The 22,742-nt window shown below is 72.9% G+C and carries 17 protein-coding genes; 9 read left to right on the plus strand and 8 right to left on the minus strand.

Features of this window, described 5'->3' with window-relative positions:
* Positions 1-10 precede the first annotated feature (10 nt).
* From ACIPUC_RS23215 to ACIPUC_RS23235, 5 genes are all read right to left on the minus strand, one after another.
* Entirely contained in the window at positions 11-1,843 is a 1,833-nt protein-coding gene (locus ACIPUC_RS23215; RefSeq protein ID WP_446591808.1) for a protein kinase domain-containing protein, read from the minus strand.
* Positions 1,844-1,968: 125 nt separating this feature from the next.
* The gene (locus tag ACIPUC_RS23220; protein WP_446591809.1) at positions 1,969-2,571 is read right to left on the minus strand and encodes a GNAT family N-acetyltransferase; all 603 of its coding nucleotides are present in this window, start codon (positions 2,569-2,571) and stop codon (positions 1,969-1,971) included.
* Positions 2,568-4,709, minus strand: a complete 2,142-nt coding sequence (locus tag ACIPUC_RS23225; protein ID WP_446591811.1) for a penicillin acylase family protein — start codon at positions 4,707-4,709, stop codon at positions 2,568-2,570. The genes ACIPUC_RS23220 and ACIPUC_RS23225 overlap by 4 nt, the downstream gene beginning before the upstream one ends.
* A 63-nt stretch (positions 4,710-4,772) precedes the next feature.
* Entirely contained in the window at positions 4,773-5,345 is a 573-nt protein-coding gene (locus tag ACIPUC_RS23230; RefSeq protein ID WP_446591812.1) for a DinB family protein, read from the minus strand.
* A 46-nt stretch (positions 5,346-5,391) separates the two neighbouring features.
* On the minus strand, positions 5,392-6,186 hold the full coding sequence (locus ACIPUC_RS23235; protein ID WP_446591901.1) for a GNAT family N-acetyltransferase: 795 nt from the start codon (positions 6,184-6,186) through the stop codon (positions 5,392-5,394).
* A 61-nt stretch (positions 6,187-6,247) separates the two neighbouring features.
* Between ACIPUC_RS23235 and ACIPUC_RS23240 the strand changes: the two genes are divergently transcribed.
* The 6 genes from ACIPUC_RS23240 (at position 6,248) to ACIPUC_RS23265 (ending at position 13,855) form a co-directional block, all read left to right on the plus strand.
* Positions 6,248-6,676, plus strand: a complete 429-nt coding sequence (locus tag ACIPUC_RS23240; RefSeq protein WP_446591813.1) for a signal peptidase I — start codon at positions 6,248-6,250, stop codon at positions 6,674-6,676.
* Positions 6,677-6,886: 210 nt separating this feature from the next.
* Complete coding sequence (locus ACIPUC_RS23245) at positions 6,887-9,127, plus strand: MMPL family transporter (RefSeq protein ID WP_446591815.1); 2,241 nt, start codon at positions 6,887-6,889, stop codon at positions 9,125-9,127.
* Positions 9,128-9,148: 21 nt separating this feature from the next.
* Positions 9,149-9,703, plus strand: a complete 555-nt coding sequence (locus tag ACIPUC_RS23250) for a GNAT family N-acetyltransferase (protein ID WP_446591816.1) — start codon at positions 9,149-9,151, stop codon at positions 9,701-9,703.
* A gap of 80 nt (positions 9,704-9,783) precedes the next feature.
* Positions 9,784-10,362, plus strand: a complete 579-nt coding sequence (locus ACIPUC_RS23255) for a hypothetical protein (protein ID WP_446591817.1) — start codon at positions 9,784-9,786, stop codon at positions 10,360-10,362.
* 179 nt (positions 10,363-10,541) lie between these two features.
* On the plus strand, positions 10,542-10,709 hold the full coding sequence (locus ACIPUC_RS23260) for a hypothetical protein (protein ID WP_446591818.1): 168 nt from the start codon (positions 10,542-10,544) through the stop codon (positions 10,707-10,709).
* Between the two features lie 80 nt (positions 10,710-10,789).
* Positions 10,790-13,855: a helix-turn-helix transcriptional regulator gene (locus ACIPUC_RS23265; protein ID WP_446591903.1), complete on the plus strand. Its 3,066-nt coding sequence runs from the start codon at positions 10,790-10,792 to the stop codon at positions 13,853-13,855.
* Here ACIPUC_RS23265 and ACIPUC_RS23270 read toward each other — a convergent pair.
* The 3 genes from ACIPUC_RS23270 to ACIPUC_RS23280 all read right to left on the minus strand — a co-directional run bounded on the left by ACIPUC_RS23270 (position 13,818) and on the right by ACIPUC_RS23280 (position 16,412).
* Positions 13,818-13,997, minus strand: coding sequence for a DUF6191 domain-containing protein (locus ACIPUC_RS23270; protein WP_446591819.1), 180 nt, complete (start codon positions 13,995-13,997; stop codon positions 13,818-13,820). The genes ACIPUC_RS23265 and ACIPUC_RS23270 overlap by 38 nt on opposite strands.
* A 42-nt stretch (positions 13,998-14,039) precedes the next feature.
* Positions 14,040-15,287: a PQQ-dependent sugar dehydrogenase gene (locus ACIPUC_RS23275; RefSeq protein WP_446591820.1), complete on the minus strand. Its 1,248-nt coding sequence runs from the start codon at positions 15,285-15,287 to the stop codon at positions 14,040-14,042.
* A 117-nt stretch (positions 15,288-15,404) separates the two neighbouring features.
* The gene (locus tag ACIPUC_RS23280) at positions 15,405-16,412 is read right to left on the minus strand and encodes an aldo/keto reductase (RefSeq protein WP_446591904.1); all 1,008 of its coding nucleotides are present in this window, start codon (positions 16,410-16,412) and stop codon (positions 15,405-15,407) included.
* A 76-nt stretch (positions 16,413-16,488) separates the two neighbouring features.
* Between ACIPUC_RS23280 and ACIPUC_RS23285 the strand changes: the two genes are divergently transcribed.
* The 3 genes from ACIPUC_RS23285 to ACIPUC_RS23295 all read left to right on the plus strand — a co-directional run bounded on the left by ACIPUC_RS23285 (position 16,489) and on the right by ACIPUC_RS23295 (position 22,711).
* Complete coding sequence (locus tag ACIPUC_RS23285; protein WP_446591821.1) at positions 16,489-17,436, plus strand: 2-hydroxyacid dehydrogenase; 948 nt, start codon at positions 16,489-16,491, stop codon at positions 17,434-17,436.
* A gap of 283 nt (positions 17,437-17,719) precedes the next feature.
* A complete protein-coding gene (locus tag ACIPUC_RS23290) occupies positions 17,720-20,620 on the plus strand; it encodes a putative bifunctional diguanylate cyclase/phosphodiesterase (RefSeq protein ID WP_446591822.1) in 2,901 nt (966 codons plus the stop codon).
* A gap of 204 nt (positions 20,621-20,824) precedes the next feature.
* Positions 20,825-22,711: an acetolactate synthase large subunit gene (locus ACIPUC_RS23295; protein ID WP_446591824.1), complete on the plus strand. Its 1,887-nt coding sequence runs from the start codon at positions 20,825-20,827 to the stop codon at positions 22,709-22,711.
* Positions 22,712-22,742 lie beyond the last annotated feature (31 nt).

Consider the following 22,742-nt stretch of genomic DNA (forward strand, 5'->3'; position numbering starts at 1 on the left):
TGCGCGGGGTTCAGCGCGTCAGCTGCGGGGCGGCGATGACCACCTTGCCCATGTCGCACCCCGCGTCCACCTTGATGCGCAGGCGCAGGGCGCCGGTCACCTCCACCCTCTTGGTGACCGGCTTGCCGAGCCCGACGAGTTCGGAGAAGGCGGCCGGCTGGCCGTCGAGCGAGATGCTGACCCGCCCGTTCTCCCGGCTGGAGCCGTCGTCGACTCCGGCCGTGAAGTCCAGGTACTTCCACTCGCGGTTGAGATCGAACTCCGCGATCGCATCGCCGTTGCAGCCCAGCTCGGCGATGAACGCGGCACCGTACTGCTTGGTGTTGATCTTCGCTGCTCCGACGGTGAACTCGCCCAGCCCGTCCACGGGGTGCATGACGGTCAGATCGGCGGCGTTGACGTCGGGTGCGGTGCCGTTGGCGGGCTTCGACGCGGTCGTGGTGGGCTCCACCACGGCGTCATCGGTGGCCGACGACGAGGTGTCGGGCGTCGGGGTCGGCGTCGGTGTCGGGGTCGCGGGCCGGCCGGACGCAGCGGCCGCCGGCCCGTCCGCACCCGACGCCTGCCCGGCTCCCCGGTCCTTGCCCTTCAGGAGCTGTACGCCGAGCGCGGCGAGGGCCGCCAGCACCACGACGGAGGCCACCGCGCCCAGGACCAGGCCGGTCCGCCGCTTCTTCGGACGGGGCGGCTCCGGGGCGGGCGCCGGGCCCGGGCCGTACGCGGGCCCGTACCCGGCGGGAACCGCGGGCTCGGGAGCCGGAGCTGTGGGAAGCGGTTCGGCCGCCACCGGTTCCGTCCGCACGGGTTCCGTCGGCGCGGGTTCCGTCCGCGCGGGTTCCGTCGAGACGTGGACCGCGGGCGCGGCGACGGGCTGCGGCGGGACGACGGGCTGCGGCGGTACGGCCGGCTTCGGCGGCGTGTCCTGGACCGCGCGCTGAGAGGCGGAGGTGGTCGTGGACACCACCGCGTGCCGGACGTCCTTCATCCAGCCGGCCAGGCTCACCGGGCGCTTCCCCGGATCGGCCGCGTAGATCGAGGTGATCCGCGCCCGCTGCTCCGCGTCCAGTACGGCGATCTGCGGCAGCGCGGCCAGCGCCTGGGCCAGCTGCTCGGGCGTGGCGGGCGGCGACTGGCCGCTCAGCAGGAAGTACGCGATCGCCCCGAAGGCGTACCGGTCCGTGCCCGGTGTCCGCTTGCCGTCGAAGACCTCGGGCGCCGCGTAGCCCGGGGTGAACCAGACCTCCGCCGTCTGGTGGTCGGCGGTCAGCTTGCTGAGGCCGAAGTCCACCAGCGTGGCCTGGCCGTGCGCGTCGACCATCACATTGCCGGGCGAGAGGTCGCCGTGGATCACCTGGCGCCCGGACGGGGTGGCCTTCCCCGAGTGCAGCCAGTCCAGTACGTCGGCCAGCTGCTCCAGCGTGCGCATCACCTCCCGCCGCTCGGCGGCGGTGGCGAGCGTCCGCTCCGCCCGCCAGTCCCGCAGGTCGAGCCCGTCGACGTGGTTCATGACGAGGACGAGGGCCCGCCCGGTCAGGGTCGACGACTCCCCGGGCCGGTGGATCGGCGGGCCCTCGAAGTGCTCCCGTACGCCCACCACTCCGGGCCGGTGGACGAAGCGCAGCAGCTCCGCCTGCTCGTTCCACTTCTGGCTGATGCGGTCGAAGATGTCGGGCGTGATGGTCGTCTTGGAGTCGAGCACCTTGACGACGACGGGTTCGGACCCGCCGGCGAGCTCGATCTCCGCGAGATAGAGCACGGCCTCCCCGCCGCGCCCGATGGACCGGAGCAGCCGATAGCGGTCTGCCGCCGTGTCCGGCCCGATGTGCAGGTTCTGGCTGGTCAATTTCCCCCCAGCGCCAATGATGTGAGTGGGGATCAGCTTCGAGCCGTCGGGCGCGCGGGGTCAATGGGAATGGCCGTCCCGTTCGGGTGACGATCCGTTCGCGGCGGGGCCGGCCGGGAGGCGCGTCAGCGGCTGTCCGGCAGCGGCGCCGGTGCGCCGAGGAAGGCAAGGCGGGCCGCCTTGGCGGGGAGGTAGACCTCGGGCAGGTCGATCTCCGGGAGTTCGACCTCCGGGCCGAGCACGAAGCCGGACCGCTCCAGCAGGGCGATCGCCTTGGTGTTGCGCGCGTCGGGCTCGGCGACGATCCGGCGGGCGGCGGGGTCGGAGAACAGGTAGGCCGTGAAGGTCCCCACCAGCGCGGCGGTGAAACCGCGCCGGGTCGCGCCCTGGCTCGGGCCGATCATCAGGTGCACGCCGACGTCCCCGGCCTGCACCTCGTAGCACTCGGCGACCCGGTCCTCGGCGCAGTCGTACGTCTGGAAGAGCGCGACCCGCTCCCCGTCGCGGGCCACCATGAACGCGTGGTGGGTGGTGCGGCGGTCGACGTCCTCGTAGATCTCCTGGACCAGTTCGCGGCTGGCCTCGCCCATGCCCCAGAAGCGCGCCCGCTCCTCGGTGACCCAGCTGTGGATCAGCGCCGAGTCGGCGGCGGGGTCGACGGGGGTGATCGTGACCGTGCCGAAGCCCTCCACGAGCCGGCTGTACACGGGCTGTCTGGTCGAGATCATGCGGATTCCTTGGTGAGGCGGGCCCAGTCGGTGACGACGGGGACGAGTTCGCAGCGTGCCCACAGGGGGAGCTGATCGCGGTGGTGGGGTGCGCCGGTGACGCCGTCCGCGCCGAGCGGGACCGCCCAGAGGCTGTCCTCGCGGCGGGCGAGGTCCCAGACGTAACGGGCCGCCGAAGCGCGGGCGGTGAGGTCGGTGAAGCCGGGGACGGAGGAGGTGGCGTTCACGCAGTCGTGGTCGCCGCCGAGGCCGGGCCACTGGGCCTCCGGGTCCGGCAGCGCCGACCAGGGGGCGAGGCGGTGGACCTCCGCCCAGGGCCTGTCGGGGGCGCCTGCCGCGGCCGTCTCCTCGAGGGCGGCCCGGACGTGCGCGGCGCGGTCGAGGCCGGGGAGGAGGGAGGTGGTGAGCAGCCCTTCGAGGGCGTAGCCGACCCGGGGGACCAGGTAGAGCCACGGGTGGAACACCTCCGGGCCGGTGGGGGCGCCCGCCAGCTCCGCGAAGACGGCATCGGCGGCGAGGCGGCGTACGGTCGCGGTCCGGAAGGCCGAGAAGACGGTGGCGTCGGTGCTGTCGGCCGCCATGTGCCGGTCCCAGGCCAGCAGCCGGGCGCGCAGGGCCGCCGCGGCGGGGGACAGCCCGTCGAGCGCGGGCAGCAGGGCGAGCAGCGGCCCGGCGGAGGCCAGGTGCGTGTCTGCGTGTACGTCGGCCATCGCCTTCGGCGACCAGTCGGCGGAGCCGCTGAGCAGCTCGCGGATGCGGTTGGCGCGGTGCGGGGGCGCGAACTCCACGCCGAGCGGGGAGGCGATGCCGCGGGCGTTGGCCATGACGGCGAAGCCCTGTACGGGCTCGGCGGGGGTCGCGGCCCAGCCCTGCCAGTCGTGGCGCCGGTCCCACGCCGGTACGGGGCGCAGCCGGTTGGCGCTGTCGCGCAGCGGCACGGCGCCCGCGACGCGGTGCAGCAGGCCGCCCGCGGAGTCGGCGGCGTGGACGACGTTGACGGGCTCCGCCCAGCCGTCGAGGGCGCGGTCGATGTCGGCGACGGTGCGGGCGCGCAGCAGGGCGGGGAGGGCGGCGAAGCCCAGGTCCTCGCGGACGCGCGGCGGGTAGCGGAGGGAGAGCGCCTCGGCGGCCGGACCGGTGTCGGGGGCCGTCACGGCGTCGGGGACGGTCCCGGCGTCGGCGGTGGTCCCCGCGTCGGCGTCCCTGCGGACGATCACCGGACCCCGGGCGGTCTCCATGACCTCCACCTCGACCTCCTCGCCGCCGGCCACGGCGATGGTCTCGACGTGGCGGTGCACCGGCTCCCACCGGCCGTCCGGCCCCAGCGCTTCCACGGTGGAGCCGGACCCGCGCAGCTGCTCGGTGTACAGGTCCTGGTAGTCGGCCATCGCGTTGGTGATGGCCCAGGCGGCGGTGCCGGTGTGCCCGAAGTGGGCGAGGCCGGGGACGCCGGGGACGGCCAGGCCGAGGACGTCGTACTCCGGGCAGGACAGGCGCATCTGCTGGTAGACGCCCGGGTCCTCGATGAACCGGTGCGGGTCGCCGGCGATGATCGCCGCGCCGCTGGTGGTGCGGTCGCCCGGCACCAGCCAGCCGTTGCTGCCGGCGGTGCCGGGCCCGTCGGTGGCGAAGAGGGTGACCGCGTCCTCGCCCAGGGCGCGGGCCACGCGCTCGCGCCACAGCTTGGTGGCGAAGCCGGCGAACAGGATGTGCGCGGCGGTCCAGATCGCCATCGGAACCCAGGGTTCCCAGGGGGCGGGCACCAGTCCGGTGCGCGCGAAGCGCTCGTCGCGGGCGGCGCCGGCGGTGAGCCCGTCGTTGACGCCGTCGACGTACGCGCGGACCCAGGCGGCGGTCTCGGGATCGCCGGCGTCCAGGGCCTCGTAGCAGCGGCGGGCGGTGTCGGCGATGCGGCTCTGGCGGGCGAACCGGTCCCAGGCCACGCAGTCCGCGCCGAGGAAGGAGGCGCTGGAGCCCTGGGCGCGGTGCCGTTCGACCTCCAGCTGCCAGGCGCGGTCGAGGGCGGTGACGCGGCCCTGGGCGTAGGCGAGGCCGAGGGCGTCGGCGGCGCGGAGGTGGGGGATGCCCCAGCTGTCCCGGTAGAGCTCGAAGGCGTCCGCGTCGGTCACAAGGCTCACACTCGTCCCCCAGTCGTTAGGTTAGGCTGCCCTAACTATAGGGGGGTGTGTGACCGGACTCCGTCAGGCCCCGGTGGTGCCGTCGATGGCCTCGCGGAGGAAGTCGGCGTGACCGTTGTGCCGGGCGTACTCGTGGATCAGGTGGAGCATGACCAAGCGCAGCGACGCCTCCTCCTTCCAGCTGGCCACGTAGGCCGTCACCTCGAGGGACTCGGCGGCCGCCTCGATCCGGCGGGCGTGCCCGACCTCGGCCTCCCAGGCCGCGAACGCCTCCTCGCGGGTGGCGCCGCTGGAGTCGTAGGCGGCCTGGAAGTCGTGGGTGTCGGACCAGAGGTGGGGCAGCCGCTCCCCGTTCAGGGTGCGGCGGAACCAGTGGCGCTCGACCTCGGCCATGTGCCGGACCAGGCCGAGGAGGGTGAGGGTGGACGGCGGCATGGAAGCGCGGCGCAGTTCCTCGTCGGTGAGGCCCTCGCACTTCCAGGCGAGGGTGGCCCGGTGGTAGTCGAGGTAGGCGCGCAGCGTGTCGCGCTCGTTGCCGGTCAGGGGCGGTCCGGTGCGCTCGACGCGTTCCGGGCGTTCCGGGTGTTCCGGGCGTTCCGCGCGTCCCGTGCTCTCCGTGCTTTCCGTTCGTTCCATGAGGGCGATCCTGCCCCCTGGTCCCGTGCGGGGGGAAGCCGCCGGCTCAGGCCGCCGTCCACACGTACGGCGTCGTCACCCCGAGCACCCCGAAGCCCAGCCGCTCCAGGATCGGGCGGCTGTCCGCCGACGCGTCCACCTGGAGGTACGGGATGCCCAGTTCCGCTGCCCGGCGGGCCCGGTGGGCCACCAGCAGGCGGTAGATGCCGCGCCCGCGCCACCGGGGGTCCGTACCGCCGCCCCAGAGTCCGGCGAACGGGGCACCCTGCGGCATCTCCATACGGGCCGCGCTGACCGGGGTGTCGCCCGCCATCGCCACGACCGCCGCGATGGTGTCCGGTGCCTCCCGCAGCAGGCTCAGCATCTGCTCCCGGATCTGCGGCCGCTCGGTGCCGAAGGCCCGCGCGTGGACCTCCATCATCAGGTCCACCCCCGCCTCGTCGGTCACGACCCGCAGGGTGATGCCCTCCGGCGGCTCCACGGGCAGTGCGGCGAGCTCCGCCGCCTTGCCCACCATCAGCGTCTCGGGCGGCTCCGGTGCGAAACCCGCCGCCCGGAGCCGTGTGCCCAGGTCCGCGGGGCGGTCGTGGTCGTAGAGCTTCCACTCGAACTCCGGCGTCCCCAGTCCCGCGAAGTGCGCGACCTGCGCCGCGATCTCCGCGTCCGCCGTCTCCTCGTCGAGGTCCGACCAGAGCACGCCGTTCCAGCCGAGGCCGGGCACGGTCTGGCGGACGACCGCGCCCGCCCGCTCCACGCGGGCCTGCGCCGCGTCCGGGTGGGCGTCCCGGCGCATCCGGGCGTCGTAGGCGGCCCGCACCTTCAGGAGTTCATCGTGATCCATGGTCATCGGCCCAGCTGACCAGTGTCCGCCCGGGCCGCACAACTGCATTAGCCTCACCCCCGTGAACGACGACTCCACCATCTACACCGGTAAGGCCACCCCCGACGCGGCAGCCGACCGCGGCTGGCTCCTCGGCCACTTCAAGGACCCCTCCGACCCCCGTCACAGCGAAGACGTGGAGATCAAGTGGGGCGTGCACCCGAAGGGCGACGAGCGGGAGCGCTGGGCCACCGCGGAGAAGCGCACCGCGCTGCTGGTGCTGATCAGCGGCCGCTTCCGGCTGGAGTTCCCGGGGCGGACCGTCGTCCTCGCCGAGCAGGGCGACTACGTGCTCTGGGGGCGTGGCGTCGACCACTCCTGGTACGCGGAGGAGGACGCCGTCGTCCTCACCGTCCGATGGCCCTCGATCCCGGGCTACCGGGTCGACGAGCCCGACGACCGGGACCACCTTCACAGCCGCCGCGAGCCCTCCGGCCAGACCTCACGGTGACCAAGGTCCCGCACCTCCCGCCCCGCCTGTGACAATGCACACGAATGGGGCCAACGATCACGAATCGCTGAGATCGTTGAGGTGTAGACCATCACGGCCAGGACTTCCGGGGCGATCCTCCGGACCTCCGGCCAGGCCTTCACGAGTTCACGCGTTCTTTGCGACGGGCTGTCTCCCGGTAAAGACCCGAACCATCAGGGAGCACGTCCGTTGGCAGCGATCGCACGGTGGTGCATGCGGCACCGACTCCTCACCGTACTGATCTGGCTGCTCGCCCTCGGGGGGACCGCGGCGGCCGCAGCAACCGCCGGATCGGCGTTCTCCAACGACTACGAGGTCCCCGGCACCGAGTCCGGCAAGGCGCACGACCTGCTCCGCAAGGGTTTCCAGGGCCAAGGCGGAGACACCGACACCATCGTGTGGCGGGCCCCCGAGCACCAGAGCGTCCGCAGCCCCGGCGTCGAGCAGCGCATGACCCGCGCGCTCGACGCCGTCGCCGCGCTCCCCGGCGTCGGCTCGGTCGCCGGCCCCTACGGCCCGGGCCCCGAGGGCGCCGCCCGGATCAGCCCCGACGGCCGCACCGCCTACGCCGTGGTGACCTTCGACCGGCCGGCCGACTCCGTACCCAAGGCCCAGGCCAAGGCGGTCGTCCACGCGGCGAAGAACCCGGCCACCGAGACCGACGGCCTCCAGGTCGAACTCGGCGGCCGCGCCATAGCCCTGACCGAGGCCCCCACCGCCCACGTCGCCGAGGTCATCGGCGTCGCCGTCGCGGCCCTCGTCCTCTTCCTGGCCTTCGGCTCGCTCGCCGCGAGCCTGCTGCCCATCGCGACCGCCCTGGTCAGCGTGGGCACCGCCTATTTCGGCATCACCCTGCTCGGCCACGCGATGCCGGTCGCCGACTTCGCCCCGATGCTCGGCACCCTCGTCGGGCTCGGCGTCGGCATCGACTACGCGCTGTTCATCGTCACCCGGCACCGCAAGGGCCTCGCCCGCGGACTGCCCGTCGAAGAGGCCGCCGAGAACGCCGTCGCCACCACCGGCCGGGCCGTCGTCTTCGCCGGGGCCACCGTCTGCATCGCGCTGCTCGGCATGCTGGTGCTGCGCCTCAACTTCCTCAACGGCGTCGCGATAGCGGCCTCCGTGACGGTGATCCTGACGGTGGCCGCCTCGGTCACGCTGCTGCCGGCCCTCCTCTCCTGCATCGGCATGCGCGCCCTGTCGCGGCGCGAACGCCGCAGGCTCGCCGCCGAGGGCCCGCGGCCCGACCACACCACCGGCTTCGCCGCCCGCTGGTCCGCCTTCGTGGAGCGCCGCCCCAAGCTGCTCGGCGTCGTCGCCACCGCGGTCATGCTGGTGCTGGCCCTGCCCACGCTCTCCCTCCACCTCGGCACCTCCGACCAGGGCAACAACCCGGCCGGCTCCACCACCCGCCAGGCCTACGACCTGCTGGCGGAAGGGTTCGGGCCCGGTACGAACGGCCCGCTCACCGTCGTCGCCCGCCTGGACGGCGCGGGCGACCGGCTCGCCGTGGACCAGCTGGCCGAGGCACTCCGCACCACCGAGGGCGTCGCCTCCACCGGCCCGGCGGTCCTCAACCGGAGCGGGGACACCGCCGTCCTCACCGTCGTACCCGACTCCGCCCCCCAGTCCCGGGCCACGAGCGACCTCGTCGACACGCTCCGCGAGGAGGTCATCCCGCGCGCCGGGCACGGCAACTCCATGGAGGTCCACGTCGGCGGCGTGACGGCCGGCTACGACGACTTCGCCGAGGTCATCATCGGCAAGCTCCCGCTCTTCGTCGCCGTGGTCATCGCCCTGGGCTGCGTGCTCCTGCTGCTGGCCTTCCGGTCCATCGGCATCCCGGTCAAGGCGGCGGCCATGAACGTCGCCGCCGTCGCCTCCTCGTTCGGTGTCATCGTGGCGATCTTCCAATGGGGCTGGGGAAGCGAACTGCTGGGCCTGGGCAGCGCCGGCCCCATCGAACCCTTCCTGCCGGTGATCATGGTGTCCGTCCTGTTCGGACTGTCGATGGACTACCAGGTCTTCCTCGTCAGCCGGATGTACGAGGAGTGGCTGGAGACCGGCGACAACCGGCGGGCCGTCCGCGTGGGCCTCGCCGAGACCAGCCGGGTCATCAACTCGGCCGCCGTCATCATGATCTCCGTCTTCCTGGCCTTCGTCCTCAGCGGCGACCGGATCATCGCGATGTTCGGCATCGCCCTCGCCGCGGCCGTCGCCCTCGACGCCTTCGTACTGCGCACCCTGCTCGTCCCGGCCCTCATGCACATGCTCGGCGGCGCCAACTGGTGGCTGCCGGCCTGGCTCGACCGGCGGCTGCCCCGGATCAGCATCGAGCCCCCGGACCGCGGCCCGCGTGCGAAACTTCCGGCACAGCGGCCGAGCGAAGACAGCGCGGAGCCGGCTGACTCCGTACCCGTGTCCCGCTGACCAGCCGTAAGGACTCCACGCATGTTCGCGATAGACCTGGCCGAAAACGCCCAGCTGAGGCCGCTGGAGGTGTGGCACGCCGAGGAGTTCCTCGCCCACATGGACCGGGGCCGCGAGTTCATCGGCCAGTTCGTCGGTTTCCCCGACCGTGCCACCGACCTGGACTCGGCGCGCGAGCTGCTCCGTTCGAACGCCGAGAAGGCCGCGCACGACGGCACCCGCTTCTTCGGCATCTGGGTCGACGGCACGCTCGTCGGAGGAGTGCTCTACCCGGCCTTCGACGCCGCCGCAGGCAACTGCGAGGTCGGCTGCTGGCTGGAGCCCGCCGCCGCCGGACGCGGGCTGGTCACCGCCGCCTGCCGGGTGCTCATCGACTGGGCGTTCAACGGGCGCGGCATGCACCGCGTGGAGTGGCACGTCGCCACCGGGAACAAGAAGAGCATCGCGGTCGCCGAGCGCCTCGGACTGACCCGTGAGGGCGTCATGCGCGAGAACCACCTGCACCGGGGCGTGCGCCAGAGCACCGAGATCTGGGCCGTCCTCGCCCACGAGTGGTCCGCGGACCGACCCGCCTGAGACCGGCCCGGGCCCCCGCCGCGGCGGGGCCCGCCGCATTTCTCATGAGACTCTCAGACGGGCCGCCTACGGTGCCCCGCATGGACACCACCAAGACCCCCGCCACGAACGCCTCCGAGGCGGACACCACCCCGGCCGACCTGACCAAGGCCGAGACCCCCCAGGCCGCCGAGGCCGAGGCCGACGCCGTGCTCACCGACGGGGAGCCGGACGACGACAGCTTCGACGAGGACCAGGCCGAGGACGCGCAGCCGAGCCACGTCGGAGCCGCCGCCTCCGCGATCGTCGCCGCGGGTCTCTCCGTCGTCGCCCTCAGCGGCAGCTGGGTCGCCGGCATCGTGTCCGAGCGCAAGAGCATCACCGGCCGCCTTGAGCTCTCCCAGGCCGCCGACGCCAACGCGCAGATCGCCGCCCAGTTCGTCGGCCCGTGGCACACCACCGCCCTGGTGAACGGCATCTTCTCCACCCTCGCCCTGATCATCGCCGTCTTCGTGCTGGCCCTGCCCGCCTTCGGCACCCCCGAGCGCACCCTTCCCGCCTGGGTGCGGTCCGTCTCCTGGGCGGGCATCGCCCTGGGCGCCCTGGGCATCCTGCTCTTCGTCCTCATGTACTTCGACCTCCTCCTCGCCATCCCGAAGGCAGCCGGCGCAGCCGGCTAGGACCGCTCCTAGGCACTGCCTTAGGTCTCCTGAGTCCGCCAGGGCGACCTTCCGCCCTGGACTAAGGCCCCCTGCCCCCGGCAGATGCGGCATGCGACCGATGTGCCGGTACCCCCTGGGACGCGAAGCTTGGACCACACCGAACGAGGTGCCCGAGCAGCGCAACCAGGGAGTACGAGATGTTCGAGTACGAGATCGCAACCGCCCGCACCGCCGACCTCATCCGCGAGGCCGACGAGTACCGCCTGGTACGGGAGGCCAAGAAGGCACGCCGCGCCTCGGCACGGAGCCAGGAACCCGAAGCGGCGGTGAGAGGACACCGCGGCCGCTTCGCCCGCGCCGCGTAACCCGCGCCGCGACACGCGTGAACTGACACGTGATGAGAAGCGCAGCGATAACGAGTGCCGCCGAGCAGGACGTCTGTGCGATGCTCGGCGACGTGGAGACCAGATCTGTCAGCCCGGTGTTCGTCGGCCGAGCCGACGAACTGGCCCTGCTCACCGACGCACTGACCCGCGCCGCAGGCCGGGAGCCCCAGGCGATGCTCATCGGGGGAGAGGCCGGGGTCGGCAAGACCCGCCTCACCGAGGAGTTCCTCGGGGAAGCGGCCCGCCGCGGCGCCGTGGTCGCCGTCGGAGGCTGTGTGGAGATCGGGGCGGAGGGACTTCCCTTCGCCCCGTTTTCGACGGCCCTGCGCAGCCTGCACCGGCAGCTCCCCGAGGAGCTCGCCGCCGCTGCCGCCGGCCAGGAGGGCGAACTCGCCCGGATCCTCCCCGAACTCGGCGACACCCCCCGTGGCCCGCACGACGAGGAGAGCACCGCCCGGCTGTTCGAACTGACGGCCCGGATGCTGGAACGCCTCGCCGCCGAACGCCTCGTCGTCCTCGTCCTGGAGGACCTCCACTGGGCGGACACCTCCACACGGCACCTGCTCTCCTACCTCTTCCGCACCCTCGGCAGCGGCCGGCTCGTCGTCGTCGCCACCTACCGCGCGGACGACGTCCACCGCCGCCACCCGCTGCGCCCGCTCCTTGCCGAACTGGACCGGCTCCGCACCGTCCAGCGCATCGAGCTGCCCCGCTTCAACCGGGCCGAGGTACGCCGCCAGCTCGCCGGAATCCTCGCCTCGCAGCCCGACGAGGCCTTCGTGGACTCCGTCTTCGAGCGCTCCGACGGCAACGCCTTCTTCGTCGAGGAACTCGTCGCCTCCAAGGCGAGCGGCTGCCGCGCCGGACTCACCGAATCCCTGCGCGACCTGCTCCTCGTCCGCGTCGAGGTGCTCCCGGACGAGGCCCAGCGCGTGGTCCGCATCGTCGCCGAGGGCGGCTCCACCGTCGAGTACCCGCTCCTGCGCGCCGTCGCCGGGCTCACCGAGGACGAGCTCATCGAGGCCCTGCGGGCCGCCGTGGGCGCCAACATCCTGCTCGCCACCCCCGACGGCGACGGCTACCGCTTCCGCCACTCGCTGGTCCGCGAGGCCGTCAGCGACGACCTGCTGCCCGGTGAGCGCTCCCGCCTCAACCGCCACTACGCCGAAGCGCTGGAGGCCGACGACTCCCTGATCCGCGCCGAGGAGCGGGTCATCCGGCTGGCGAACTACTGGTACCGGGCGAACGACCCGGCCAAGGCGCTGCCCGCCGTGCTCGCCGCCTCCGTGGCCGCCCGCCGCCGGCACGCCTACTCCGAGCAGCTGCGCCTGCTGGAACGGGCCATGGACCTGTGGGACAGCACCCCGGAGGAGGTCCGCGAGGCGCTGCGCCCGGCGGACGACACCGACGTGTACCCGCCGTGCGGCTGCGATCCGGCCACCACCCCGCTGCAGCGGCTCGACCTGCTGGCGGAGGCGACGGTCGCGGCCCGCTACGGCGGGGAGCGGGAACGCGCCCTGAAGATCACCAAGACGGCACTGAGGACGCTGGAGGACGGCCACGACCCGCTGCGGGCCGCCTGGTTCTGGACCGAGCGCTCCCGCCTGGTCGCCGGCCTCGGCCGCAGCGACGGCTGGGAGGAGATCGCCAAGGCGCAGGAGCTCGTCCAGGGGCTGCCCCCGTCCCAGGTGCACGCCGAGGTCCTCGTCCGGGCCGCGGGCTGGGGCATGCTCCACAACCCGGGTCCCGGCAACCTCGACGCCGCCCAGCGCGCCGTCGCCTACGCGCGGATGGTCGGCGCGGAGGAAGTGGAACTCAACGCCCGGATCACGGTCGGCTGTCTCCTCACCGACGCCGGCACCGGCGAGACCGGCCTCGCCGAGCTGCGCGCGGTCAAGGACCGGGCCACCGAACTCGGGCTCACGATGCTTGCGGGACGTGCACATATCAACCTCACCTCTCAGCTGGAAAGCATGGGACGGTCACGGGAAGCGGTGGAGCTGGCCGAAGAGGGAGCGGAACTCGTCGGCAGGGCACGGCTGCTGGACACCGAGGCATGGGTGCGCGGCAACATGGCGGAGAGCCTCTACAGCCTCGGCCGCTGGGACGAGGCCACCGCCGCGGCCCGGCGCACCCTGCTCGTCGGCCAGAGCGCCGCCCCGCGCGGATCCGCCTCCGCACGGCTGGCCTACCTCGCCCTGGCCCGGGGAGAGCTGACCGAGGCGGCCCACCAACTCGCCGCCGCACACACCCACTTCGGTACCCACGACACCCAGCCACAGCACCGGATACCGCTCTTCCGCCTCGCGGTCGGGATCGCCGCGGGCGAGGGCCGGATCGCCGACGTCCGCTCCGAGGTCGCCGCCGCCGTCGCATACGGGTTCCCGCTCGGCCAGCACCGGTACGCCTGGCCGCTGCTCCTCGCGGCCGCCACGGCCGAGGCCGACTCCCGGGGCCTTCCCGCCGCCGACGCCGGCCGCGCCGCCGCACTGGACGTGCTGCGCACCGCCGCCCGCACCCTCGCCACCCCGGTTCCGGTGTGGACCGCCCACGCCGAGTACCTGCGCGCCGAGCTGCTGCGGGCACAGGACCGGGACACCGTCGCCGACTGGACCGCCGTCGAAGCGGCCGTCCGCCCGCTGGAGCGCCCGTACCTGCAGGCCCGGGCCCGCCACCGGCTCGCGGAGGCCCTGCTGGCCGCCGGCGGCGACCGGGACTCCGCGGCAGCCCTGCTCCGCGACGCCCACGCCACCGCCGACCGGCTCGGCTCACGCCGGCTGCGTGAGGACCTGGCCCTGCTCGCCCAGCGCGCCCGGCTCCCGCTGACCCCCGCCGACACACCCCCGGCCCTGCCCGCACCGGAGGCGGACCCGGTGGAGGCGCTCGGCCTGACCAGCCGAGAGCGGGACGTCCTGCGCCTGGTGGCTGCCGGCAGCACCAATCGCAAGATCGCCGAGGAGCTGTTCATCTCCCCGAAGACGGCGAGCGTCCACGTCTCGAACATCCTGGCCAAGCTGGGGGTCGCAGGCCGTGGCGAGGCGGCCGCCCTCGCCCACCGGCTGCGGCTCTTCGCCCCGCCAGGGTCGGTCAGTCCCCGGCGGGAGGCCGCTCACCGAGGCGTATGAGCACCTGACCGGAGTCCAGGTCTATCGGCCCCCGTCCCGGGTCCCCGTCATCGGCGTCGACCCGGGACAGCTCCAGCCGCTTCTTCTCCTCGTCCGTGTGCTTGCGTCCCGGGTTGAAGAGCTCCTCGATCATGTTGAACACCGAATCCACCACCCTTTTCGGACCCCGGCGGGGTCAAGCCGGTCACCGCACCGTCAGTGTCAGGATCCTGTCGTCGCCCGCTTCCGGCGACCCGCGCCCGTCCGTCTCGCTCGTCACCAGCAGCAAGCGGTCCCCGCCCAGGGACACCACCGAGCGCAGCCGCCCGTACTTCCCCTCCAGGAAGGCCTCCGGCTCGGCCACCGGCTCCGCCCCGGCCAGCGGGATCCGCCACAGCCGGTTCCCCTTGAGCCCGGCCATCCACACCGAGCCCTCGGCCCACGCGATCCCGCTCGGCGAGGCGTCGTCGGTCTTCCACACGGCCACCGGATCCCGCAGGCCGGGCCTGCCCGCCTTCCCCTCGGCCTCCGGCCAGCCGTAGTTCGCACCGGGCTCGATCAGGTTCAGCTCGTCCCAGGCCTTCTGGCCGAACTCGGCCGCCCACAGGCGTTTGTCCTTGTCCCACGCGAGCCCCTGCACATTGCGGTGCCCGTAGGAGTAGACGACCGAATCCGGCTCCGGATTGCCGTGCACCGGATCCCCGTCCGGGGTCATCCGCAGGATCTTGCCGCCCAGCGACTTCTTGTCCTGCGCGAGCCCGGTCTCACCGGTCTCGCCCGTCCCCGCGTAGAGCATCTTGTCGGGGCCGAAGGCGATCCGGCCGCCGTTGTGGATCAGACCCTTGGGAATGCCCCGGAGCACCGTGTCCGGCGCGCCCAGCTGCTGCCCGGCGGGCCGCTGCTCGTCATAGCGCATCCGGGCGATGCGGTTGTCGGACTCCGTCGTGAAGTACACGTACACCAGCCGGTCCGAGGCGAAGGAAGGCGACAGCGCCAGACCCAGCAGCCCGCCCTCCCCGCCCGGTGCCACCCCCGGCACCTCGCCGATCTGCGTCACCGCGCCCGAGCCCACCGCGACCCTGCTGACCGTCCCCTTGTCCCGCGAGGCCACCAGCAGGTCCCCACCGGGCAGCGGGGCCACGCCCCACGGCGACTCCAGGCCCTTGGCGACCTCGCCGGTCACCGTCACCGCGCCCTTCGCAGGCGGGCCGGACGCCGACGGCGAGGCGGACGCACTACCCGACGGGCCGGCCGGCCCCGAGCCCGCTGCCGTGCCCGGTGGAGAACTCCCCGGCTCCGCTCTCGGCCCCGCGCCCGGGCCTCCCGACGGCGAACATCCCGCCGCCAGGAGGGCGCCGCAGCCGGCCAGCGCCACCGCCGCCAGCACGCCCCGGCGCCGCGTGCCCAAGGCCCCGTACCCCACCTGCCGCCCGCGAGGACTTCCGTATCGCATCGCCCTGCTCCCTTCCGGTCGTCCGATCCTGCCCTTCCACAGACTCAACAGCCGCGGCGGTTCCCGAAGTTCCATCACTCGTACACCCGATCGAGTGGTTGTGCGTCCCGGGCCCGGTCAGTCCCAGGCTCCCACCGCGACCGGCAGGGCCGCGATCTCGGCCAGGTCCCCGGCCGTCAGCCGGACCTCGGCCGCCCGCGCGTTCTCCGCCGCCCACCGCGCCCGGTCGGCCCCCGGCACCGGAACCACCTGCGGCCCCTGCGCCAGCACCCACGCCAGCGCCACCTGCGCGACCGTGACCCCGGACCCGTGCCGCCCCGCCACCCGCCGCAGACCCGCCACCAGCGCCTGGTTCGACGCCATCGCGTGCGCCGTGAACCGCGGATGCCTGGCCCGCACGTCCTCCGACTCGAAGCCCTCACCCGGAGTGAGCGTCCCCGTCAGGAACCCGCTGCCCAGCGGCATCGCCGCCAGGAACCCCACGCCGCGCGCCGCACACCACGGCAGGAGCTGCCAGGCCGCCTCCGGCGACCACACCGACAGCTCCGCCTGCACCGCGCTCACCGGGAACACCTGCTGCGCCCGCTCCAGGTGCCGCACGGTCGTCCCGTACGCCCGGTCCCCGCGCCGCCCGGCCCCCGGCCCGGCCCCGGCCCCCAGCGCGCAGAACCCGAGGGCCCGCACCTTCCCCGCGCCCACCAGCTCCGCCATCGCGCCCCAGGTCTCCTCCACCGGCACGTCCGGATCGACCCGGTGCAGCTGGTAGAGGTCTATGACATCGGTCCGCAGCCGCCGCAGCGTGGCGTCGCAGGCCCGCCGCAGATAGCCGGGCCGCCCGTCGGCCACCACGTGCTGGTCGCCGGCGCGCAACCCGACCTTGGCCGAGACGAACGCCTCCGACCGCCGCTCCGCCAGCACCCGCCCCAGCAGCAGCTCATTGGTGAACGGCCCGTACAGATCGGCCGTGTCCAGCAGGTTCGACCCCAGGTCCAGCGCCGTGTGCACCGCTGCCAGCGACTCCTGACCCCGCCGCCGCGAAGGCGCGTACGCCCAGCTCATCGGCATACAGCCGAGCCCGACGGCGCCCACCGCCAGCGCCCCCGCCCCGATCGACCTGCGCTCCACCCGTGCGTCCCCCTCCCGGTCCGGCACACAACCTAACCAACGGCTTGATCCGAACGCTTGGCATAGCCTCGTGATCATGACTGTAAAGACACGCGACGTCTGGCTCCCGTTCCCCGCCGAGGAGATCGGCGGACTGCCCGGCACCTTCACGTACCGCCACTGGGACGGGGAGGACGACTTCCCGGCCGATCCCGCCGACTGCGTCTTCTACGTCACCCCGTACATGAAGTCCCCTGCGGTCACGGTGCGTCCGCTGGCCGCCATGCCCGCCCTCCAGGTAGTCCAGACCCTCACGGCGGGCACGGACCACATCCTCGGCGGCCTCGGCGACCTGCGCCCCGGCGTGCGTCTGTGCAACGCGGCCGGGGTGCACACGGCGAGCACCGCCGAGCTCGCCCTCGCGCTGACCCTCGCCTCCCTGCGCGGCATCCCCGGCATGGTCCGCGGCCAGGACCGCGAGGAATGGCGGTTCGGCGTCTACGACGCCCTCGCCGACAAGTCCGTACTGATCATCGGCTACGGGTCGATCGGCTCGGCCGTCGAGGACCGGCTCGTGCCCTTCGAGTGCGAGCGGATCACACGCGTCGCCCGCTCGGCGCGCACCGCACCGCGCGGACCCGTCCACGCCCTGGCCGATCTGCCCGAACTCCTGCCGGGCGCCGACGTGGTGATCCTCACGACCCCGCTGGACGACACCACCCGCGGGCTGGCCGGGGCCGAGTTCCTGGGCCGCATGAAGGACGGCGCCCTGCTGGTCAACGTCGCCCGCGGCCCCGTCGTCGACACCAAGTCCCTGCTGGCCGAGGTCGAGTCGGGCCGGCTGCGCGCGGCGCTCGACGTGACCGACCCGGAACCGCTGCCCGCCGGCCACCCGCTCTGGCACGCCCCGAACGTCCTGATCACGCCCCATGTCGGCGGCAGCAGCACGGCGTTCGAGCCGCGGGCCAAGCGCATGCTGGCGCGCCAGCTCACCCGGTTCGCCGCCGGAGAGCCCGTGGAGCACACGGTACTGATCACCACATGACACGCGGTACACACGCTCCGCAGTCACCCGAATGCACTCAGTGGACCACAACTCCCCGCGTGGTAACGGAGCGTAGATAAAGTATGTCCCTGAGTGACGAAAGTGGTGTATCGTCCGGAAGAAGGGGCTGCGCCACGAACGTCTGGCGCTGGGGAGTGATCGGACACTTTGGGGGGCGACGGGCGATGCACGGCCAATGGACGAAGGATCCGACGCGGCACAGCCGCCGGAGGCGACGGTGCCGGGACTGGGCTGCGCCGGAACCAGCCGGCGAGGGGGACCGGTGAGCGCCCCGGGGGCGGCGCTCCTGAACCGTCCGTCCCTCTCCGGCGGAGGCAGGGGCCTGGCCATGCAGCTGCTCCTCGCGTTGGTCAGCGGGGGATACGCCGTCGGCGCCGCCCTCAACTGGGGCTCAGAGGAAGTCGCCGAGATCATGGGTGACTTCGGGCTCAGCGCGGCCGGCCTGCTCGCCGCGGTCTCCTGCTACTCCTACGCGCGGGCGATCGACAGCCGCGAGCGCCCCGCCTGGGTGCTCTTCGCCTTCTCCTCCCTCATGGGCGCCTCCGGCAACGCGGTCTGGGGCTGGTACGAGGTGGTCCTCGGCCAGGCCGTGCCGAAGCCCTCGGTGGCCGACTTCGCCTTCCTGTGCTTCGCCCCGCCGGCCATCGTGGGCCTCCTCGTCCTGGCCAAACGCCCGGTCACCCGCGCCGGGTGGGTCTGCCTCGGGCTCGACTCCTGGCTCATCGGCGGCTCCCTGCTCACCCTCTCCTGGAGCCTGGCGCTGGCCCACGCGGCGCAGACCGCGCAGTCCGGCGCCCCCGGCAGCGTCCCGCGCGCCGCCCTCTCCCTGGCCTATCCGCTCCTGGACATCGCGCTGGTCTCGATGGTCCTCGTCCTGCACTTCCGGCGGTCCGAGACCAACCGCTCCGCCGTCAACACCGCCATCGCCGCGCTCGCCCTGACCGTGCTCAGCGATGCCCTCTTCACCTCGCCGCTGCTCAGCGCGGAGTACCAGTCCGGCCAGCTGCTCGACGCCGGCTGGTTCGCGGGCTCGCTGCTGCTCGCGTACGCCCCCTGGGGCGCCCGGCGCGTCCACCCGGGGCCGGAACCCGTGGGACCCCGGCGCGTCGAGAGGCCGCACAGCCGCCCCATCACCGGGTCGCTGCCCGCCCTCACTCCGTACCTCGCGGCCGCCGTGTGCACCCTGGGCATCCTCTACAACGTCGTGGACGGCCGGAAGGTCGACCGCGTGGTCGTCTTCACCGGCTGCACCGTCGTGCTCGCCCTCGTCATCCGCCAGGGCATCATGCTCCTCGACAACATCGCGCTGACCCAGGAACTTGCGCAGAAGGAGAACCACTTCCGCTCCCTGGTGCAGGGATCCAGCGACGTCATCATGATCGCCGCACCCACCGGGACCCTGCGGTACGTGAGCCCCGCCGCCGCCGGGGTCTACGGCCGCGAGGCGGAGGAGCTGGTCGGCACCGAGCTCGCCACCCTGATCCACCCCGACGACCTCGGCAGAGTGGTCCACGAGGTACGCCGCTTCCTCGCCGCCCCGCCGGCCGAGGAGCCCACCACCCGGATCGAATGCCGCTTCAAATCAGGCGGCGGCGAGTGGCTCAACGTGGAGTCCACGGTCAACCGCCACCAGGGCGGGCTCATCCTCAACAGCCGGGACGTCACCGAACGGGTCCGCCTCCAGGCCCAGCTCCAGCACAGCGCCGAACACGACCCGCTGACCGACCTGCCCAACCGGGCCCTGTTCACGCGCCGCGTCCGCCAGGCCCTGACCGGCCGGCGCACGGGCGACCACAGCTCCGCCGTGCTCTTCATCGACCTCGACGGCTTCAAGGCGGTGAACGACACCATCGGCCACCAGGCCGGCGACGAGCTGCTCATCGAGGCCGCCCGCAGGCTCCAGGACTCGGTCCGCGCCGGGGACACCGCGGCCCGCCTCGGCGGCGACGAGTTCGCCGCACTGATCCTCGGCGACGGCAGCCGGGACCGCAGCGCCCGCGAGTACCAGGTGCGCGAGATCGCCGACCGGCTGCGCACCACGCTCTCCCAGCCGTACCGGATCGCCGGCAGCGAGGTCCGGGTCGCGGCCAGCATCGGCGTGGCCTTCGCCGACCCCGGCATCACCCCTTCGGACCTGATGCGCAACGCGGATCTCGCGATGTACCGGGCCAAGGCGGGCGGCAAGGACCGCGTCGAGCTGTACGCCCCGCAGATGCAGGCCGAGGTCGTACGGAAGGCCGAGCTGGCGGGGCGGCTGAGGACCGCGCTCCACGAGGGGGAGTTCGCCCTGCTGCACCAGCCCGTGGTCTCGCTGGCCACCGGCGAGGTCTCGGCCGTGGCGGCGCAGGCCCGCTGGCGCTCGGCCCAGGGGATCCTCTTCACCCCGGCGGAGTTCCTCCGGGTGGCCGAATACAGCGAGGGCGCCGCCGCGGGACCGGACACCCCTCCCGGCTTCCCCAGGGGGATCAGCACCCGCAGCGCCGAGCTGGGGCGCTGGCTGCTGGAGCAGGCCGTGGAGCAGGCCGCCGACCGGCACCGGGCCGGGCACGACGTACCCGTGGCCGTCCGCATGACCGCCCAGCGGCTGCTCGACCGGGCCGTGCCCCTGGGCTCCGTGGAGGCGCTGCTGGCCCGGCACGGGCTGCCCTCCGGGGCCCTGGTCCTGGAGCTCGCCGTTTCCGACCCCAGAGTGCCCTTCGACGATCTGGAGCGCCGCCTCACGGCTCTGCACCGGCTCGGGGTGGGCATCGCCCTGGACGGCTTCGGCAGCGGCTATGCCGCGATCAGCGCCCTGCGCCGGCTGCCGGTGGACATGCTGAAGCTGGATCGAGGCCTGGTGGAGGGCGTCGTGGAATCGGCCCGCCTCCACAAGATCACCGCGGGATTGTTGCGGATCGCAAACGACCTGGGCATGCAATCGGTGGCCGACGGGGTGGATCTCCCCGAGCAGGTCATGGCACTGCGCGCCATGGGGTGCACGCACGGCCAGGGGATGGCCTTCTCCGGGCCACTCGATGAATACAGGCTGCGGCGCGCGCTGGTGCGCGGTACTTTCCCAGTACCGGGCGGAACGGCCCAGCCGGCTCTGGCCGGCGGTTCCCCCGGGGGATCGATGGCCATCCGCAGAGGCTCACATAATGAGACGCCCGTCCCACCTACTTGACATCACCCTCCCGCCGGAGGGAGGGTCAGTGTCATGCGCACCCGAATTCTCGTACTTGGAAAGCGCGTCGGCTGAAGCTGGGACCAGCATGTCCCCGCTCAACGCACCCGACGCGCTCCCCTCGCTTGCCTCCCGGCACGAGGGGTTTTTTGTTGCACTGGCACAGAGTCGAATCCTCGTAAAACCCTCAGCTTCGAGAAGAGAATGCCGATGACCGAGCAGGCCACCGGGGCCCACCATCCGCAGCCGCGGCCCCGTTCCGGCGGACAGCAGTCCGCCGCAGTTGAGCACGTCACGGGCGCGCAGTCCCTCATCCGCTCTCTCGAAGAGGTGGGGTGCGACACCGTCTTCGGCATTCCGGGCGGCGCCATCCTCCCCGCGTACGACCCGATGATGGACTCGAAGAAGGTCCGTCACATCCTGGTCCGCCACGAGCAGGGGGCCGGCCACGCCGCCACCGGCTACGCGCAGGCCACCGGCAAGGTCGGCGTCTGTATGGCCACCTCCGGCCCGGGTGCCACGAACCTGGTCACCCCGATCGCCGACGCGCACATGGACTCCGTCCCGCTCGTCGCCATCACCGGCCAGGTCTCCTCCAAGGCGATCGGCACCGACGCCTTCCAGGAGGCGGACATCGTCGGCATCACCATGCCGATCACCAAGCACAACTTCCTGGTCACCAAGGCCGAGGACATCCCGCGGACGATCGCCGAGGCCTTCCACATCGCCTCCACCGGCCGTCCCGGCCCGGTCCTGGTCGACATCGCCAAGGACGCCCTGCAGGCGAAGACCACCTTCACCTGGCCGCCCGCCCAGGACCTCCCCGGTTACCGGCCGGTCACCAAGCCGCACGCCAAGCAGATCCGCGAGGCCGCCAAGCTCATCTGCCAGGCCAAGCGCCCGGTGCTGTACGTCGGCGGCGGCGTCATGAAGTCCGGCGCGACCGCCGAGCTGAAGGTCCTCGCCGAGCTGACCGGCCTCCCGGTCTGCACCACGCTGATGGCGCTCGGCTCCTTCCCCGACAGCCACCCGCTGCACGTCGGCATGCCCGGCATGCACGGCGCGGTCACCGCCGTCACCGCGCTGCAGAAGTCGGACCTGCTGATCGCGCTCGGCACCCGCTTCGACGACCGCGTCACCGGCAAGCTCGACAGCTTCGCCCCGTTCGCCAAGATCATCCACGCGGACATCGACCCGGCCGAGATCGGCAAGAACCGCGCGGTCGACGTCCCGATCGTCGGTGACGCCCGCGAGGTCATCGCCGACCTGATCCAGGCCGTCCAGGCCGAGCACACCGAGGGCAACGCCGGTGACTACAGCGCCTGGTGGAAGGACCTCAGCCGCTGGCGCGACACGTACCCGCTGGGCTACGACCTGCCCGAGGACGGCAGCCTCTCGCCGCAGCAGGTCATCGAGCGCATCGGCGCGCTCGCGCCGAAGGGCACGGTCTTCGCGGCCGGTGTCGGCCAGCACCAGATGTGGGCCTCGCACTTCGTCAAGTACGAGGAGCCCCGCACCTGGCTGAACTCCGGCGGCGCCGGAACCATGGGCTACGCGGTCCCGGCCGCCATGGGCGCCAAGGTCGGCATGCCCGAGCGCACGGTCTGGGCGATCGACGGCGACGGCTGCTTCCAGATGACCAACCAGGAACTGGTCACCTGCGCGCTGAACAACATCCCGATCAAGGTCGCGATCATCAACAACGGTGCGCTGGGCATGGTCCGCCAGTGGCAGACGCTGTTCTACAACCAGCGCTACTCGAACACCGTGCTGCACGCGGACGAGACCGGCCACGACACCGTCGGCTCGCAGCTCGGCGAGTCCGTCGCCCCCCGCAAGGGCACCCGCGTCCCGGACTTCGTCAAGCTGTCCGAGGCCATGGGCTGCGTCGCCCTGCGCTGCGAGGACCCGGCCGACCTCGACAAGGTCATCGCCGAGGCCAACGCGATCAACGACCGTACGGTCGTCATCGACTTCATCGTCCACGAGGACGCCATGGTGTGGCCGATGGTCGCCGCCGGCACCTCCAACGACGAGGTCATGGCAGCCCGGGGCGTCCGTCCCGACTTCGGCGACAACGAAGACGACTGAGCCGAGAGAGCCGAGAGAGAGAACGCCTCAC

The organism is Streptomyces sp. LARHCF249 (assembly GCF_052871255.1).

Coding starts and splice junctions, on each gene's coding strand:
- ACIPUC_RS23255 (WP_446591817.1), top strand. CDS start 9,784: ATGGACACCACCAAGACCCCCGCCACGAACGCCTCCGAGGCGGACACC.
- ACIPUC_RS23265 (WP_446591903.1), top strand. CDS start 10,790: ATGCTCGGCGACGTGGAGACCAGATCTGTCAGCCCGGTGTTCGTCGGC.
- ACIPUC_RS23275 (WP_446591820.1), bottom strand. CDS start 15,287: ATGCGATACGGAAGTCCTCGCGGGCGGCAGGTGGGGTACGGGGCCTTG.
- ACIPUC_RS23250 (WP_446591816.1), top strand. CDS start 9,149: ATGTTCGCGATAGACCTGGCCGAAAACGCCCAGCTGAGGCCGCTGGAG.
- ACIPUC_RS23235 (WP_446591901.1), bottom strand. CDS start 6,186: ATGGATCACGATGAACTCCTGAAGGTGCGGGCCGCCTACGACGCCCGG.
- ACIPUC_RS23230 (WP_446591812.1), bottom strand. CDS start 5,345: ATGGAACGAACGGAAAGCACGGAGAGCACGGGACGCGCGGAACGCCCG.
- ACIPUC_RS23295 (WP_446591824.1), top strand. CDS start 20,825: ATGCCGATGACCGAGCAGGCCACCGGGGCCCACCATCCGCAGCCGCGG.
- ACIPUC_RS23260 (WP_446591818.1), top strand. CDS start 10,542: ATGTTCGAGTACGAGATCGCAACCGCCCGCACCGCCGACCTCATCCGC.
- ACIPUC_RS23220 (WP_446591809.1), bottom strand. CDS start 2,571: ATGATCTCGACCAGACAGCCCGTGTACAGCCGGCTCGTGGAGGGCTTC.
- ACIPUC_RS23285 (WP_446591821.1), top strand. CDS start 16,489: ATGACTGTAAAGACACGCGACGTCTGGCTCCCGTTCCCCGCCGAGGAG.